A 15,960-nucleotide genomic window follows, 5' to 3' on the forward strand; every position below is an offset into this window, starting at 1 on the left:
TGCTTTTATCTAACATTGATAACAATTAGCGTGATACTCGCAGAGATGATTTCCGTGGCTAAGTGATTTTTCCGGGATAGATTTGCGAAAAAGCGCATATTGCGCGGCGGATAAGAAAACGTTTGCTTCTATTCAGGCTTTTTTGCGACAGGTCAATTCCAATCATCCCCGGGATCGTGAATAATAACGCCCCGGTCTGCACACCGGGAATCCAGGAGAGTTCATGTACTACCCCTTCGTTCGTAAAGCCCTTTTTCAGCTCGATCCAGAGCGCGCTCATGAGTTAACTTTTCAGCAATTACGCTTTGTCACCGGAACGCCACTTGAGTGGCTGGTGCGTCAGAACGTGCCGTCAAAACCTGTGACCTGCATGGGGTTAACGTTCAAGAATCCGCTGGGCTTAGCCGCGGGCCTGGATAAAAACGGGGAATGCATTGATGCCTTCGGGGCGATGGGCTTTGGCTCCATTGAGATTGGCACCGTCACGCCGCGTCCGCAGCCGGGGAACGACAAGCCGCGTATCTTCCGTCTGGTGGAAGCCGAAGGGCTGATTAACCGCATGGGGTTTAATAATCTCGGGGTGGATAACCTGGTCGAAAACGTAAAAAAAGCGCATTTCGACGGCGTGCTCGGGATTAATATCGGCAAGAACAAAGATACCCCCGTTGAACAGGGTAAAGATGATTATCTGATCTGCATGGATAAGATTTATCCATATGCTGGCTATATTGCGATCAACATCTCATCACCGAATACGCCAGGGCTGCGTACCTTGCAATACGGAGAAGCGTTAGACGATCTTTTAAGCGCCATTAAAAATAAGCAACAAGCGCTGCAAGCGATCCACCATAAATATGTTCCTGTGGCAGTGAAGATCGCGCCGGATCTTTCTGAAGAGGAATTGATCCAGGTGGCAGATAGTTTAGTTCGCCATAATATTGACGGGGTCATTGCAACCAATACGACTTTAGACCGTAGCCTTGTCCAGGGCATGAAGCACTGCGATGAAACCGGGGGCTTGAGCGGGCGTCCTGTGCAATTAAAAAGCACGGAAATTATTCGTCGTCTGTCTCAGGAATTAAATGGTCGGTTACCGATTATCGGCGTCGGTGGTATTGATTCAGTCGTCGCCGCTCGCGAGAAGATGGCAGCGGGAGCTTCACTGGTTCAAATATACTCAGGTTTCATTTTTAAAGGCCCACCGCTGATTAAAGAAATCGTTACCCATCTCTGATCATTTACCTTTTACAGACAACCAGGGCTTTATTTTCAGCCCTGGTTGTTTTATATTCCGCTACTGTTGCTTATTTAAACATATTGGTCTTTTATTAATATGGTGAGAATTTGAGTAGCAATTCAGCAGCGGGATAAATGAAGGGTAAGCATTATGCGAATAAAACCGGACGATAACTGGCGTTGGTATTTCGATGAAGAGCACGATCGAATGATGCTCGATTTGGCCAATGGTATGCTTTTCCGTTCGCGCTTTCCTCGCAAAATGCTAACCCCGGATGCCTTTGAAAATTCAGGCTTTTGTGTGGATGATGCGGCACTTTATTTTTCTTTTGAAGAAAAATGCCGTGATTTACCGTTAGGGAAAGAACAGCGTGCCGAGCTGGTGCTCAACGCTCTGGTCGCGATTCGCTTCCTCAAGCCGCAGATGCCGAAAAGCTGGCATTTTGTCTCGCATGGGGACTGTTGGCAGCCGGGTATCGGAGATGGTGCCTGCGTGTGGCTAAGCGAAAATATGCAGCAGGTTAACCTGCTGGTGGTTGAAACCGGTGATAACGCCGCGCTTTGCCTGCTTGCTCAGCAGGGGCTCACGTTAGCGGGCCGAACCATGAAGCTAGGGGATGCCATTAAAGTCATGAATGACCGACTGAAACCGCAGCCTTTAAGCAGTGGCCTCAGCCTCGATCAGGCCGTTTAGCGCAGCGCCACGCTCACATTCCCTGCGGGCACGCAGCTGCAGCATAAGATGGTGCCGTCCGCGCCAATCGCGCCTTTCTTCAATGCCTTCACTTCGCCATTCAGTAACCGAATCCGACAGCTTCCGCAGATCCCGGCCCGGCAGGAATAGGGGACGCGGATCCCTTTGTTTTCCAATTGTTCCAAAAGAATTTGCTGGTTATTGCCCTGGAACGTCGTGCCTTCCCAGTCAATATTGACGCTGCTTTCAGGCTGGCTCTGAGGTTCGAGGTTTTCCACCACTTCGCCAGGGCCATAAACATTCGCCGGTCTGTGGGCCAGGACTTCCAGTTCGTCGCCCACGCGAATAACTCCGCTGTTACGGGCAATTAAGTTCTGACCGAAATCTACTGCACCACTATTATCCTGCGCGGTGCGGAACCCCTGCAGCGTTTTGAGCGGTTCCCCGCTCGGATGTTTCAGGCCGCGCTCCGGGCTAACTGTCGTGAAAATACAGCGGCTGCAGGGTTTAGCCACATCGAAAGTCACCCCGCCAATACGCACGACTTTCCAGGTATCCTCCGCCCACGCAGAGGCACCGGTCACCACGATGTTCGGGCGAAACTGGGTCATTTTAACGCTGGCGGGGCAGCGGTTTTGCAGGTCGCGCAGCGAAGCTTCGTTGGTCAGTAAATAAGGGAAACCGTCGGCAAAAGAGAGCGGCACTTCTTCATGGCGTTTCACCCGGCGAGTGGGCTGCTCGCCAACCCAGCGCAGCTGCACCGGACGGGAGAAGAATCCGCTCAGCCACTGATTAATTTCATCGGGAGCAATAAGCGCGGTAAAGTGCGTGCCCCAGACTTCGGTGGGCTCCGGCGTTGCGGCGAAATCAGCAAAGCGAATGCTGGCCGAGCTGCCGTCCGGGGCGCATAAATAAAGGCCGTCATGCAGGAATGCGGGAGTGAACAGCACCATCTGCGGATGCTGGCGGGCGGTAATAAAGGTGCCATCCAGCTCGGTAATCATAAAGATGCGGTCAAAGGCCAGGCCGCTGGGGGCTGCCTGCGCGTGGGAGAGAGCCAGGCCGCGCATGGATTTTACCGGGTGAACATAAAGTTGAGACAGAGTAATCACGACGCCCTCCGTGGGAAGTAAATATAAGAGGGCAACTTTATGACATGCGTTGCGGATTAGCTATAATGCGCCACAATTTTCTTTTTACCTGATAAGTGACGATATGAATTCTCTGTTTGCCAGTACGGCGCGTGGGCTTGAAGAGCTGTTAAAAACTGAACTAGAAAACCTGGGGGCCCAGGGCTGCCAGGTGGTTCAGGGCGGCGTACATTTCCAGGGGGATACTCGTTTACTCTATCAAAGTCTGATGTGGAGCCGCCTGGCTTCGCGCATTTTGCTGCCGCTCAGCGAATGCAAAGTTTACAGCGATCTCGACCTTTATCTCGGGGTGATGGCGATCGACTGGCCGGCGCTGTTCGGGCCGGGTGCAACCTTTGCCGTGCACTTCAGTGGCCTGAACGAAACCATCCGCAACAGCCAGTATGGAGCCTTAAAGGTAAAGGATGCGATTGTTGACTCCTTTACCCGTAAAAACCTGCCGCGTCCGGATGTCGATCGCGAGCAGCCGGACCTGCGCATTAACGTCTGGCTGAATAAAGATACCGCCAGCATCGCCCTGGATCTCAGCGGCGAAGGCCTGCATCAGCGCGGCTACCGTGATGCAACCGGTGCGGCCCCTATTAAAGAGACGCTGGCGGCGGCTATCGTGATGCGTTCCGGCTGGCAGCACGGCACCCCGCTGCTGGATCCGATGTGCGGTTCCGGCACCCTGCTGATTGAAGGGGCGATGATCGCCACCGATCGTGCGCCAGGCTTGCACCGTAAGCACTGGGGCTTCCTCAACTGGGCGAAGCATGATGCTGACGTCTGGAAAGAGGTGGTAACCGAAGCGCAGGTTCGCGCCCGTCGCGGCCTGACTGAATATCAGTCTCGTTTCTATGGTTCAGATAACGACAGTCGTGTGATTGAACGCGCCCGTGCCAACGCCCGCCGTGCGGGTCTGGCGGACGTGATTAGCTTCGACGTTAAAGATGTGGCGAACCTGGTCAATCCACTGCCGGAAGGCCCGGCGGGGACGGTTATCAGCAACCCTCCATACGGCGAACGTCTGGAAAGCGAGCCAGCGCTGATTGCCCTGCATAGCCTGCTGGGCCGTCACCTGAAAAACCAGTTCGGTGGCTGGCAGCTGTCGCTGTTCAGCGCCTCCCCTGAACTGCTGAGCTGCCTGCAGCTGCGCGCCGACCGACAGTTTAAAGCGAAAAACGGCCCGCTGGATTGCGTACAGAAAAACTATCAGCTGGCGGCTAACCCTGCTGGCGTTGCCGCGGCCAGTGGCCAGATTGCCGAAGATTACGCCAACCGCCTGCGTAAAAACGTCAAGAAGCTCGACAAGTGGGCGCGTCAGGAAGGCATCGAATGTTATCGCCTGTACGACGGCGATCTGCCTGACTACAACGTGGCGGTTGACCGCTACGGCGACTGGGTCGTGGTGCAGGAGTATGCGCCCCCGAAAACCATCGACCCAAACAAAGCCCGCCAGCGTCTGTTTGACGTCATCGCGGCAACGCTTGCGGTGCTCGAGCTGCCGACCAACAAGCTGGTGCTAAAAACCCGCGAGCGTCAGAAAGGCAAAAATCAGTACCAGAAGATGGGCGAGAAGGGCGATTTCATGGAAGTGAGCGAATACGACGCTCGCCTTTGGGTCAATCTGACCGACTATCTGGATACCGGTCTGTTCCTCGACCACCGTATTGCCCGTCGCATGCTGGGGCAGATGAGCAAGGGCAAAGACTTCCTGAACCTCTTTTCCTACACCGGTAGTGCCACGGTGCACGCGGGGCTGGGCGGAGCGAAAAGCACCACGACGGTAGATATGTCCCGCACCTATCTGGAGTGGGCGGAGCGTAACCTGCGCCTGAACGGCTTAACTGGCCGCGCCCATCGCCTGGTGCAGGCTGATTGCCTGGGCTGGCTGCGCGACAGCGACGAACAGTTCGACCTGATCTTTATTGACCCGCCGACGTTCTCCAACTCCAAGCGTATGGAAGACTCTTTCGACGTGCAGCGTGACCACATTGCGCTGATGAAAGATCTGAAGCGCCTGCTGCGTCGCGGCGGCACCATTATGTTCTCCAACAATAAACGTGGCTTCAAAATGGACTTCGCCGGCCTGGCGGAGCTGGGCCTGGTTGCACAGGAAATCACACAAAAAACGCAGTCGCAGGACTTTGCGCGCAACCGCCAGATCCATAACTGCTGGTTAGTCACTCACGAATCCCGGGATTAATAGTCATGTCATTAATTAGTATGCACGGTGCCTGGCTGTCGTTTAGCGACGCGCCGCTGTTAGATAACACTGAATTACACATCGAAGAAAACGAACGCGTCTGTCTGGTCGGCCGTAACGGCGCGGGCAAATCAACGCTGATGAAGATCCTCAACCGTGAGCTGCCGCTGGACGATGGCCGCATGGTTTATGAGCAGGATCTGATCGTCGCTCGCCTGCAGCAGGACCCGCCGCGTAACGTTGCGGGCACGGTGTATGACTTTGTTGCGGAAGGCGTGGAAGAGCAGGCGGAATACCTGAAGGCCTACCACGACATCTCCCACAAAGTGATGAGCGATCCGAGCGAGAAGAACCTCAACGAGATGGCTCGCATTCAGGAAATCCTTGACCATCAGGGCCTGTGGCAGCTCGACAGCCGCATTAATGAAGTGCTCGAGCAGCTTGGTCTGGAAGCGGATACCGAGCTGTCTGCGCTGTCCGGCGGTTGGCTGCGTAAAGCGGCGCTGGGGCGTGCGCTGGTCAGCTCTCCGCGCGTATTGCTGCTGGACGAACCGACGAACCACCTCGATATCGAAACCATCGACTGGCTGGAAGGCTTCCTGAAAGAGTTCCAGGGCAGCATTATCTTTATCTCCCACGACCGTTCGTTTATCCGCAATATGGCCACCCGCATTGTCGATCTCGATCGCGGCAAGCTGGTCTCTTACCCTGGCGATTACGATCAGTATCTGCTGGCGAAAGAAGAAGCCCTGCGCGTGGAAGAGTTACAGAACGCCGAGTTTGATCGCAAGCTGGCCCAGGAAGAAGTGTGGATCCGCCAGGGCATCAAAGCGCGCCGAACCCGTAACGAAGGGCGCGTTCGTGCCCTGAAAGCGATGCGCCGCGAGCGTGGTGAACGTCGTGAAGTGATGGGCAGTGCGAAGATGCAGGTGGAAGAAGCGAGTCGCTCGGGCAAAATTGTCTTCGAGATGGAAGACGTTAACTATCAGGTTGCCGGTAAAACGCTGGTGCGTGATTTTTCCGCGCAGGTGCTGCGTGGCGATAAGATCGCGCTGGTAGGACCTAACGGCTGCGGCAAAACGACTCTGCTGAAGCTGATGCTGAGCCAGCTTCAGGCCGACAGCGGCCGCGTACACTGCGGCACCAAGCTGGAAGTGGCCTACTTCGATCAGCACCGCGCCGAGCTGGATCCTGACCGTACCGTGATGGATAACCTGGCGGAAGGTAAGCAGGAAGTGATGGTGAACGGTAAGCCGCGCCATGTGTTGGGTTACCTGCAGGACTTCCTGTTCCATCCAAAACGCGCGATGACGCCGGTGCGTGCGCTTTCTGGTGGAGAGCGCAACCGCCTGCTGCTGGCGCGTTTGTTCTTAAAACCTAGCAACCTGCTGATCCTCGATGAACCAACCAACGATCTGGACGTCGAAACCCTGGAGCTGCTGGAAGAGCTGATTGATGGTTACCAGGGCACCGTGATGCTGGTCAGCCACGACCGTCAGTTTGTCGATAATACCGTGACCGAATGCTGGATCTTCGAAGGACAGGGCAAAATTGGTCGCTATGTCGGTGGTTACCATGATGCAAAAGGGCAGCAGGGTTCCGCTCAGCCGCTGCGTCAGGCTGCTGCGACTAAATCCGAGAAGGTCGAATCGCAAAAAGCAGAACCTGTTAAACGTGCCAATAGCAAACTAAGCTATAACCTGCAGCGCGAATTAGAGCAGTTACCTCAACGGCTTGAGCAGCTTGAAGCTGATTTGGGCACGCTGCAGGCGAAGGTCGCTGACGCTGATTTCTTCAACCAGCCGCACGATGTCACCCAAAAAGTCCTGGCGGAAATGGCCACGGCTGAACAGGCTCTGGAAGAAGCATTTGAACGCTGGGAGTATCTGGAAGCGCTGAAAAACGGCTCGTAATCTAAGGAGAGTTACGATGTGTGCCACGCACCACCATCGCTCGCATATTCTGTGTCGACAATGTGATTTGCTGGTGGCGCTGCCCGCCCTGCAGGATGGCCACAAAGCCTCCTGCCCGCGCTGTGGCACTCCGTTGGTCACGCAGTGGTATTTGCCGCGCCAGCGGCCAACGGCTTACGCTTTAGCGGGGCTGTTTATGCTGCTGCTGGCTAACCTGTTTCCTTTCATCAATATGAAGGTGGCCGGGATCAGCAGCGAAGTCACGCTGATGCAAATTCCTGGCGTGATGTTTTCTGAGGATTACGCCAGCCTCGGCACCTTCTTTCTGCTCTTTGTCCAGGCCGTCCCGGCTTTTTGCCTGATAACCATCCTGTTGTTAGTCAATCAGGCCAAATTGCCTTTTGGCCTTAAACGCTGGCTGGCGCGGGTGCTGTTCCAACTGAAGAGTTGGGGCATGGCGGAAATCTTTCTCGCCGGAGTATTGGTCAGCTTCGTGAAGCTGATGGCCTACGGGGACATTGGCGTGGGCAGCAGCTTTATTCCCTGGTGCCTGTTTTGCATTTTGCAGCTTCGCGCTTTCCAGTGCGTGGATCGGCGCTGGCTTTGGGATGACATTGCGCCTATGCCGCCGGTACATCAGCCGCTAAAAGTCGGCGTGTCGGGCATGAAACAGGGGCTGCGCTCCTGTTCCTGCTGCACGGCTATCGTTGAGGCGGATACGCTTGCTTGCCCACGTTGCGGAACACACGGTCACGTTCGCCGCAGGCACAGCCTGCAGTGGACGCTGGCGCTGCTGATCACCTCTATTATGCTTTATCTGCCGGCCAATATTTTGCCGATCATGATTACCGAAATGCTGGGGAATAAATATCCCTCTACAATTTTGGCCGGGGTGATCCTGCTGTGGAGCGAAGGATCTTATCCGGTGGCGATGGTGATTTTTATCGCCAGTATTATGGTGCCCACGCTAAAAATGATCGCTATCGCCTGGCTGTGCTGGGATGCAAAAGGGCACGGCAGGCGCGATAGTGAGCGAATGCACCTGATTTATGAAGTTGTTGAATTTGTTGGCCGCTGGTCGATGATCGACGTGTTTGTGATTGCCGTTCTCTCCGCGCTGGTGCGTATGGGCGGGCTGATGAATATCTACCCGGCTATGGGGGCGTTAATGTTTGCGTGTGTGGTGATTTTGACGATGTTTGCTGCGATGACCTTTGACCCTCGTTTGTCCTGGGATCGCGCTGACGATGTAACTGATGAGGAGTCTTCCGAACATGGAAAATAAGCACGGCGAGGCGAAAGTGCAGAAGGTAAAAAATTGGTCGCCGGTTTGGATCTTTCCCATCGTAACGGCGCTGATTGGCGCCTGGATCCTGTTTTATCACTACAGCCATCAGGGGCCGGAAGTGACCCTGATCACCGCCAACGCAGAAGGAATTGAGGGGGGTAAAACCACCATCAAAAGCCGTAGCGTAGACGTCGGGATCGTGGAGAGTGCACAGCTAACGGACGATCTACACCATGTAGAAATTAAGGCGCGGCTAAATTCCGGGATGGAGAAGCTGTTGCATAAAGATTCCGTGTTCTGGGTGGTAAAACCGCAGGTGGGCCGTGAAGGGATCTCCGGGCTCGGCACGTTGCTGTCCGGTGCCTATATTGAGCTGCAGCCGGGGACCAAAGGCGAGCAGCCGGAAAATTATGCTTTGCTGGATGCTCCGCCGCTGGCACCACCTGATGCTAAAGGCATTCGCATTACGCTCGACAGTAAAAAAGCGGGCCAGCTTACCCCCGGGGACCCGGTGCTGTTCCGCGGCTATCGCGTAGGCTCGGTGGAAACCAGCACCTTCGATACCAATAAGCGAGCGATTAGCTACCAGCTGTTTATTGCGGCACCCAACGACAGGCTGATTACCAGCAACGTTCGTTTCTGGAAAGACAGTGGCATCGCCGTGGATATGTCCGCCCAGGGGATGCGCGTGGAGATGGGGTCTTTGACCACGCTGTTTAGCGGGGGCGTCAGCTTCGACGTGCCTGAAGGCTGGGAGTGGGGCAAGCCGGTTGAAACGGGCGCTGACTTCCAGCTGTTCGACGATCAGAAAAGCATTCAGGATTCGCTGTATACCAACCATATCGATTACCTGATGTTCTTCAAAGATTCGGTGCGTGGCCTGCAGCCGGGTGCGCCGGTGGAATTCCGCGGTATTCGCCTGGGGACGGTGGCACAGGTTCCGTTCTTCAACGAAAAAATGCGCCAAAGCCTGAATGACGATTTCCGCATTCCGGTGCTGATCCGCATTGAGCCAGAACGCCTGAAAAATATGCTCGAAGATGGCGCGGATATTTCGACCAATCTGCAGGTACTGATCAAGCGCGGACTGCGTGCCTCGATGAAAACCGGGAGCCTGGTGACCGGGGCGCTGTTTATCGATCTCGATTTCTATCCGAAAGAGAAAGCGCTGGGCGATCTGCCTCAAATCGCGGGCTACCCGCTTATTCCAACGGTGAGCGGCGGCCTGGCGCAAATTCAGCAAAAACTGCTGGAGACGCTGGATAAAATCAACAATCTGCCGATTAACCCGATGCTGGAGCAGGCCACGAATACGCTGGCTGAAAGCCAGAAAACGATGCGCCACCTGCAGCAGACGCTGGACAATCTGAACAAGATTACTTCCAGTCAGTCGATGCAGCAGCTACCGGAAGATATGCAGAAAACGCTTCGCGAGCTGAACCGCAGTATGCAGGGCTTCCAGCCGGGCTCCGCGGCCTATAACAAGATGGTGGCGGATATGCAGCGTCTTGATCAGGTGCTGCGCGAGCTTCAGCCGGTATTGCGTACGCTGAACGACAAGAGCAACTCGCTGATATTTGAAGCGAAGGATAAAAAGGATCCGCAGCCGAAGAGGGCACAACCATGAAAAAGTGGCTCACGCTAGCCGCCGTCTTAGCGCTTTCCGCCTGTAGTGGGAGCGATAATGGCAAAACGTACTACCAGCTGCCGCAAACTTCACAGCCTGCTATGCAGGCCGTGAGCCAGCCTGGAAGCCACTTACTGTGGGTCGATCAGGTCACCGTGCCTGATTTCCTCGCCGGCACAGGGGTGGTTTACCAGACAACCGATGTGCAGTATGTCATCGCCACCAGCAACCTTTGGGCCAGCCCGCTTGACCAGCAGCTGCGTAATGCGTTGGTCAGTAATCTCAGCAGCGCATTGCCAGGCTGGGTGGTTGCCTCCCAGCCGCTAGGCCACGATCAGGATGCGCTCAGCGTGAATGTGACTGGCTTCCACGGCCGCTACGATGGCAAAGTTATCGTCAGCGGAGAGTGGCTGCTGAAGCGCCAGGGCGAGATTATTAAGCGCCCGTTCCATATCGAACTGAAGCAACAGGATGACGGCTACGATTCCACGGTGAAAACCCTGGCTCAGGGCTGGCAGCAGGAAGCGAAGAGTATTGCTTCGGCGCTCACACGCCTTAATTGATAGGTAAAATGATTGGTACAAAAAAGCTGCGATTTTCACCTTCGGGTGGTCGCAGCTTTTCTTTTTTGCTGAACCGGTTAGCGGCAGGCGCGCCTCAGTTTTTGTCGAAAAGATAACTAGAATATCGCGGAAATATGACATTGGCGTGAATTTTGCGCATTGACGGTCGCGGAATTTCGCGTTATTGCTTATCCGTGGTTGCACATTTTGTAATCACTGTTTTCTTTTCCACCAGACAATGTAATGAGGGAAACGAGGCATGAAGAGACAAAAACGAGATCGCCTGGAACGGGCACATCAACGTGGTTATCAGGCAGGTATCGCCGGACGCTCAAAAGAGATTTGTCCATATCAGACTCTGAATCAGAGGTCCTACTGGATGGGAGGCTGGCGAGAAGCCATGGAAGACAGGGCGGTTACTGCGTAATCACTGTCTCTTTAGAAAAAGAAACCTCCGCATCGCGGAGGTTTCGCCTTTTTGGACTGGTGTAAAATCGATCAGGGTTTAGGGAAAATCCAGACGTGCTGCTCTGGCAACTGAAGATGATGCGGCTGAGCATCACGCATATCATTTCCGTAGGCGCGAATCACGAAATCATCTCCGGAAGTTCGGAAGAGGTATTCCCAGCGGTCGCCGAGGTACATACTGGTTAGCAACGGCAGCGTCATGCCGTTTTCCCCCGGCAGATTGGCAATTTGTACGCGCTCCACGCGAATCACCGCCGTGCCTTCCTGCCCGGCCACTACGCCAGCCCCAGCTTTGCCCCAGAGCGCCCAGCCGCTGCCCTCAATGCGTGCTTTACCGTCACGAACTTCAGTCACTTTACCGTTCAGACGGTTATTACTGCCCATAAACTCGGCGGTGAACAGCGTTTGCGGTGAGCCATACATCTCCTGTGGTGTGCCCTGTTGCTCGATTTTGCCGTTATTCAGCAGCAGGATACGGTCGGAAATGGCCATCGCTTCGTTCTGATCGTGGGTGACCATTAATGCCGACAGCCCTAGCTTGATAATCAGTTCTCTCAGGAAGACGCGTGCTTCTTCGCGCAGCTTCGCATCCAGGTTGGAAAGAGGCTCATCCAGCAAAATCACCGGCGGGTTATATACCAGCGCCCGGCCAATCGCGACGCGCTGCTGCTGCCCGCCGGATAGCTGATAAGGGTGGCGCTGGCCGAGGTGCCCAAGCCCCAGTTGATCCAAAACAGCCTGTACGCGCTGGTTGATTTCCGCCGCCGCGACTTTACGCAGCTTAAGTGGGTAAGCGACGTTTTCAAAGACGGTTTTATGCGGCCACAGGGCATAAGACTGGAAGACGAGGCCAAGATTACGTTCTTCAGCCGGGATCTCTTTGCGGGATGCGCCGTCGTACACGTTGCTTTTGCCGATAACAATGGTGCCCTGAGTAGGTTTTTCCAGCCCGGCGACCGCGCGCAGCAGCGTCGTTTTGCCGCTGCCGGAAGGGCCCAGCAGAGACACGACTTCGCCGCGTTTCAGATCCATGGAAACGCCTTTCAGCACGGGGTTGTCGCCGTAGGTTAAGTGCAAGTTCTCGACCGATAACTCAATCATGTAATTTCACTCCAAAACGAAGGGCAATGCCGAGCCCTAACACCACGAACAGAATATTAATAAAGGAAAGTGCGGCGACAATATCGATGGCGCCTGCGGCCCACAGCGAAACCAGCATGGAGCCGATGGTTTCCGTACCGGGCGAAAGCAGGTAGACGCCGGTGGAATATTCACGCTCAAAGATCAGGAACATCAGCAGCCAGGAACCAATCAGGCCATAGCGCGACAGTGGGATGGTGACGTGACGGGTAATCTGCCCGCGGCTTGCCCCGGTGCTGCGGGCGGCCTCTTCCAGCTCCGGCCCAACCTGCAGCAGGGTAGAAGAGATAAGGCGTAGGCCATAGGCCATCCACACGACGGTATAGGCTAGCCAGACGCTGAATATCGTGCTGCGCAGCGAGCGGAGCCAGACGATAAGGTTATCCCGCAGCCACTGGGACCACGGCATACCGGAAAGCCAGCCGGACTTCAGCGCGTTATCCAGCCACATAGGCAGGAATAAAAAAACCCACAGGAAGGCCAGACCGGCCAGCAGGCCAGGCACGGCACGAGGCACCAGCACGCTGTAGTCCAGGAAGCGGGTCACGTTGTCTGGTTTTCTGTGCATGGCGATGCCGATAAACAGGTAGCAAACCACGGCCAGCGCCCCGCCGATGACGCCAATCGCCATTGAGTTGACGATGGCCCGCAGCAGGTTGGGCTGTTCCCAGATAGTGCGGAAGGTATTGAGCGACAGTTCATCCCACAGTGAAACGCCTACGCCCCAGTTAGAAATAAAGGAGCGCAGGATAACGCCAATCAGCGGTACGCCGATGGTGACGGTCAGCCAGAATGCCACGACTGCACCTGCGACCCAGCGCCATTTACCCAGCGGCAAGGCTCTTGCCTGAGAGGCTTTGCCTTTAACGGTGACAAAGCGGTTTGCCGTGCGCATCAGTCGGCGCTGCAGCATGACCAGCGGGATAGTGATACAAATCAGCACCACGGCGACGGCAGCCATCAGATGATAGGACGGCGTTCCGAGCTTATTGGTGAGCTTATAGAGATATGTCGCCAGCACCATGTTGCCTTCCGGGTCGCCCAGCACGAGCATCAGACCGAACACTTCCAGCCCGAGGAAGAACAGCAGCACGGTGGCATAGAGCATTGCCGGGCGCACCATCGGCAGGCTGACGGCGGTCATCACCTGAAGCGGCGTTGCGCCTGCGGTTCGAGCCGCTTCCTCTACGTCGGAACCTACGCTGCGCAGGGCCGAGGATATGTAGAGATAGGCGTGGGGAACATGCGTCAGGCCTGCGATCACCACGATGCTCGACATGTCGTAGATATTCCACGGCACGAAGCCAAGCACCGACTGCGCCCACAGGGAGAAGAAGCCCACCGGGCCTGCGGCCACCACGTAGCCGAATCCCAACACCATCGGTGACACAAAGATAGGCACCAGAATAAGCGGCTCAATGATGCGCCTGCCCGGCAGGTCAGTACGCACCATCAAGAAAGCCAGAATGCCGCCCAGCGGGATGGCAATCACCACCAGGCCAAAGGCCAGAATAAAACCGCTCTTCAGTGCCAGGTAAAAATCGGAGTCGGTAAAGATAAATTCAAAAGATTCGAGGCTCCACTCCTTCGACGGGGAGAAGAAGGGGGCCGAGAGAAAACTCTGTATAACGATAAACGACAGCGGAATATAGATAACCAGCGCAGTTATCAGCACCACAATGCCGCGCGGCAGGCTCTGCCACTTTCTGCGTAATGCATCCATGTAACGATCCCTCAGGTCAGTTAGCCTGAATAGCCTAATGTGTTCGGATTAAGCGAGGCGCAGCCGGACGGTGCGCCTCATCAAAGGATTATTTCGCGGCGGCTTCGCGCCACTGCTTGATGTAGTCCAGGCGTTTTTTCTGCTGCAGGTATTCCAGCAGGGTTTCATCCACCGGGATTGGCTTCAGGGCATTGCCCAGCTTCTTAGTCATGCCGTCGATGTCGTTGTCACCGTCGATATCATTGCGAATAGACGGGATATCAGCCTGGTTTGCGAGAATATTTTGCCCTTTCTCAGACAGCACGTAGTCGATCCACAGCTTCGCCGCGTTGCTGTTTTTCGCTTCATTGCTGATAAAGGAGACGCGTGACAGCACCAGGGTATAGTCCTTCGGATAAGCAATGCCGAGGGAAGTGTCCGTTTTGGCGCGAGCCTCGGCATAGGATCCCAGAATGTTGAAGCCAATCAGGTTTTCACCCGAGGAGACTCGCTCCATCATGGTGCCGGTTGAGGACTGGACCGAAAGGCCGCCTTTAGCCACATTGGAGAGCGTTTGGAAGTAATTTGGATCGGCTTTGTAATCCTGTACCGAAAGCATAAAGCCGAGACCGGATTTTTCGATATCGTAGGTGGTGACTTTTTTGCTGAATTTATCGGGCTGGCTGGCGATAAGTTTGGCCAACGCTGCATGGCTGTCAGGCACTTCATTGGCCGGGATCAGGCGTTTGTTGTAGATAAAAATGACCGGCTCATAGGTGGTGCCGTAGGCCTTGTCTTTCCACACTGCCCACTTCGGCAACTGGCCTTGCTCCGGGGATTTGTATTCCTGGGCATAATCGGTGGCGAGTTTTAATGCCGTGTCCATGGAGGAACTCCAGACCACGTCACCGCTGGTACCGCCGGCGGCCTGTTCGCTGATATAACGGTTGTACAGCTCGGTACTGTTCATGTCGTTATATTCTACTTTGATGCCAGGATATGCGGCCTCAAAGCTCTGAATAAGCGGGGCCGCGGTTTTGGTGTCGGTGGTGGAGTAGAGCACCACTTTGCCTTCTTTGGTCGCGGCATCGATGATTTTTTGATAATCCGCCGGATAGCCCTGAGGCACGGCAGAAAACGCGGAGGTAGAGAGCAGCACGGCAGAAGCAAGGCAAGATATACGTAACTTATTCGACATTATTGTTAACCTCTAGTTACATTTGAGAAACTAAAAATCAACATAACGCATAACGTTTTTCAGACAAGAGGGGGCGTTTTTTATCTTCACGATTTGTGATTTCGAACGTTGTTTAAGCAATTAACGCCATAAAAACCACGACAAGAAAGCGTCACTCAGGCGGACGACAGAAACAAAAAAGCACCCATTGTGAACAATGGATGCTTTCGAGGTGAAGCCAGATAAAACGGTATTAGAAAGCAGAGGTGTCTTTGAAAAGACCCACTTTCAGGTCGGTTGCGGTGTAGATCACACGGCCATCAACCAGCACTTCACCGTCAGCCAGGCCCATGATCAGGCGGCGATTCACCACGCGTTTGAAGTGAATGCGGTAGGTAACTTTCTTCGCGGTAGGAAGAACCTGACCGGTAAATTTCACTTCGCCCACGCCGAGTGCGCGGCCTTTACCTTCGCCACCGAGCCAGCCGAGGTAGAAACCAACCAGCTGCCACATGGCATCAAGGCCCAGGCAACCAGGCATCACTGGGTCGCCAATGAAGTGGCAACCAAAGAACCACAGGTCAGGGTTAATATCCAGCTCGGCTTCCACGTAACCTTTGTCAAAGTTACCGCCGTCCTCGGTCATCTTGACTACGCGGTCCATCATCAGCATGGAAGGTGCTGGTAACTGCGGGCCTTCAGCACCAAACAGTTCGCCACGCCCTGAGGCAAGAAGATCTTCTTTCGTATAGGATTCGCGTTTATCTACCATGTCTACAGTAAGCCTTTTTATAATGAAGCACGCAGGTTAGC

The 15,960-nt window shown here is 54.8% G+C and carries 13 protein-coding genes; 8 read left to right on the plus strand and 5 right to left on the minus strand.

All coding sequences use genetic code 11. The features are described 5' to 3' along the window. Nucleotides 1–223: 223 nt before the first annotated feature. Nucleotides 224–1,234 carry a quinone-dependent dihydroorotate dehydrogenase gene (gene pyrD / locus B9Y90_RS18130; protein WP_039291554.1) on the plus strand — a complete coding sequence of 337 codons (1,011 nt, stop codon included), beginning with the start codon at nucleotides 224–226 and terminating at the stop codon, nucleotides 1,232–1,234. A 153-nt stretch (nucleotides 1,235–1,387) separates the two neighbouring features. Next, the gene (zapC, locus tag B9Y90_RS18135) at nucleotides 1,388–1,930 is read left to right on the plus strand and encodes a cell division protein ZapC (RefSeq protein WP_085542100.1); all 543 of its coding nucleotides are present in this window, start codon (nucleotides 1,388–1,390) and stop codon (nucleotides 1,928–1,930) included. Here the strand turns inward: zapC and B9Y90_RS18140 are convergent. Then, the gene (locus B9Y90_RS18140; protein WP_085542101.1) at nucleotides 1,927–3,042 is read right to left on the minus strand and encodes a YcbX family protein; all 1,116 of its coding nucleotides are present in this window, start codon (nucleotides 3,040–3,042) and stop codon (nucleotides 1,927–1,929) included. The genes zapC and B9Y90_RS18140 overlap by 4 nt on opposite strands. Before the next feature lie 103 nt (nucleotides 3,043–3,145). On the opposite strand from B9Y90_RS18140, the gene rlmKL reads away from it, so the two are divergent. The 6 genes from rlmKL to rmf all read left to right on the plus strand — a co-directional run bounded on the left by rlmKL (nucleotide 3,146) and on the right by rmf (nucleotide 11,087). After that, complete coding sequence (gene rlmKL, locus B9Y90_RS18145; RefSeq protein ID WP_085542102.1) at nucleotides 3,146–5,269, plus strand: bifunctional 23S rRNA (guanine(2069)-N(7))-methyltransferase RlmK/23S rRNA (guanine(2445)-N(2))-methyltransferase RlmL; 2,124 nt, start codon at nucleotides 3,146–3,148, stop codon at nucleotides 5,267–5,269. Nucleotides 5,270–5,274: 5 nt separating this feature from the next. Then, nucleotides 5,275–7,182: an ABC transporter ATP-binding protein gene (locus B9Y90_RS18150; RefSeq protein ID WP_039291568.1), complete on the plus strand. Its 1,908-nt coding sequence runs from the start codon at nucleotides 5,275–5,277 to the stop codon at nucleotides 7,180–7,182. A gap of 16 nt (nucleotides 7,183–7,198) precedes the next feature. Further along, nucleotides 7,199–8,467 carry a membrane integrity-associated transporter subunit PqiA gene (gene pqiA / locus B9Y90_RS18155; RefSeq protein WP_039291570.1) on the plus strand — a complete coding sequence of 423 codons (1,269 nt, stop codon included), beginning with the start codon at nucleotides 7,199–7,201 and terminating at the stop codon, nucleotides 8,465–8,467. Then, a complete protein-coding gene (gene pqiB / locus B9Y90_RS18160) occupies nucleotides 8,457–10,097 on the plus strand; it encodes an intermembrane transport protein PqiB (RefSeq protein ID WP_039291575.1) in 1,641 nt (546 codons plus the stop codon). Before pqiA ends, pqiB begins: the two co-directional genes overlap by 11 nt. After that, complete coding sequence (pqiC, locus tag B9Y90_RS18165; protein ID WP_039291578.1) at nucleotides 10,094–10,660, plus strand: membrane integrity-associated transporter subunit PqiC; 567 nt, start codon at nucleotides 10,094–10,096, stop codon at nucleotides 10,658–10,660. Before pqiB ends, pqiC begins: the two co-directional genes overlap by 4 nt. 259 nt (nucleotides 10,661–10,919) lie before the next feature. Then, nucleotides 10,920–11,087 carry a ribosome modulation factor gene (gene rmf, locus B9Y90_RS18170; RefSeq protein WP_008461244.1) on the plus strand — a complete coding sequence of 56 codons (168 nt, stop codon included), beginning with the start codon at nucleotides 10,920–10,922 and terminating at the stop codon, nucleotides 11,085–11,087. 71 nt (nucleotides 11,088–11,158) lie between these two features. Here rmf and B9Y90_RS18175 read toward each other — a convergent pair whose 3' ends face one another. The 4 genes from B9Y90_RS18175 to fabA all read right to left on the minus strand — a co-directional run bounded on the left by B9Y90_RS18175 (nucleotide 11,159) and on the right by fabA (nucleotide 15,919). Beyond that, the gene (locus B9Y90_RS18175; RefSeq protein ID WP_085542103.1) at nucleotides 11,159–12,229 is read right to left on the minus strand and encodes an ABC transporter ATP-binding protein; all 1,071 of its coding nucleotides are present in this window, start codon (nucleotides 12,227–12,229) and stop codon (nucleotides 11,159–11,161) included. Then, nucleotides 12,222–13,991 (minus strand): ABC transporter permease, encoded by a 1,770-nt coding sequence (locus B9Y90_RS18180; protein WP_085542104.1) that lies wholly within the window; start codon nucleotides 13,989–13,991, stop codon nucleotides 12,222–12,224. Before B9Y90_RS18180 ends, B9Y90_RS18175 begins: the two co-directional genes overlap by 8 nt. An 88-nt stretch (nucleotides 13,992–14,079) precedes the next feature. Next, nucleotides 14,080–15,168: an ABC transporter substrate-binding protein gene (locus tag B9Y90_RS18185; RefSeq protein ID WP_085542105.1), complete on the minus strand. Its 1,089-nt coding sequence runs from the start codon at nucleotides 15,166–15,168 to the stop codon at nucleotides 14,080–14,082. Between the two features lie 232 nt (nucleotides 15,169–15,400). Next, a complete protein-coding gene (gene fabA, locus B9Y90_RS18190; protein WP_008461248.1) occupies nucleotides 15,401–15,919 on the minus strand; it encodes a bifunctional 3-hydroxydecanoyl-ACP dehydratase/trans-2-decenoyl-ACP isomerase in 519 nt (172 codons plus the stop codon). Nucleotides 15,920–15,960 lie beyond the last annotated feature (41 nt).

Source organism: Cedecea sp. NFIX57 (assembly GCF_900177785.1).
Lineage (GTDB): Bacteria > Pseudomonadota > Gammaproteobacteria > Enterobacterales > Enterobacteriaceae > Cedecea > Cedecea neteri_C.

Excerpts from the sequence above, each read along its gene's own strand:
- pyrD (WP_039291554.1), top strand. The coding sequence starts at position 224 with ATGTACTACCCCTTCGTTCGTAAAGCCCTTTTTCAGCTCGATCCAGAG.
- zapC (WP_085542100.1), top strand. The coding sequence starts at position 1,388 with ATGCGAATAAAACCGGACGATAACTGGCGTTGGTATTTCGATGAAGAG.
- rlmKL (WP_085542102.1), top strand. The coding sequence starts at position 3,146 with ATGAATTCTCTGTTTGCCAGTACGGCGCGTGGGCTTGAAGAGCTGTTA.
- B9Y90_RS18150 (WP_039291568.1), top strand. The coding sequence starts at position 5,275 with ATGTCATTAATTAGTATGCACGGTGCCTGGCTGTCGTTTAGCGACGCG.
- pqiA (WP_039291570.1), top strand. The coding sequence starts at position 7,199 with ATGTGTGCCACGCACCACCATCGCTCGCATATTCTGTGTCGACAATGT.
- pqiB (WP_039291575.1), top strand. The coding sequence starts at position 8,457 with ATGGAAAATAAGCACGGCGAGGCGAAAGTGCAGAAGGTAAAAAATTGG.
- pqiC (WP_039291578.1), top strand. The coding sequence starts at position 10,094 with ATGAAAAAGTGGCTCACGCTAGCCGCCGTCTTAGCGCTTTCCGCCTGT.
- rmf (WP_008461244.1), top strand. The coding sequence starts at position 10,920 with ATGAAGAGACAAAAACGAGATCGCCTGGAACGGGCACATCAACGTGGT.
- B9Y90_RS18175 (WP_085542103.1), bottom strand. The coding sequence starts at position 12,229 with ATGATTGAGTTATCGGTCGAGAACTTGCACTTAACCTACGGCGACAAC.
- B9Y90_RS18180 (WP_085542104.1), bottom strand. The coding sequence starts at position 13,991 with ATGGATGCATTACGCAGAAAGTGGCAGAGCCTGCCGCGCGGCATTGTG.
- B9Y90_RS18185 (WP_085542105.1), bottom strand. The coding sequence starts at position 15,168 with ATGTCGAATAAGTTACGTATATCTTGCCTTGCTTCTGCCGTGCTGCTC.
- fabA (WP_008461248.1), bottom strand. The coding sequence starts at position 15,919 with ATGGTAGATAAACGCGAATCCTATACGAAAGAAGATCTTCTTGCCTCA.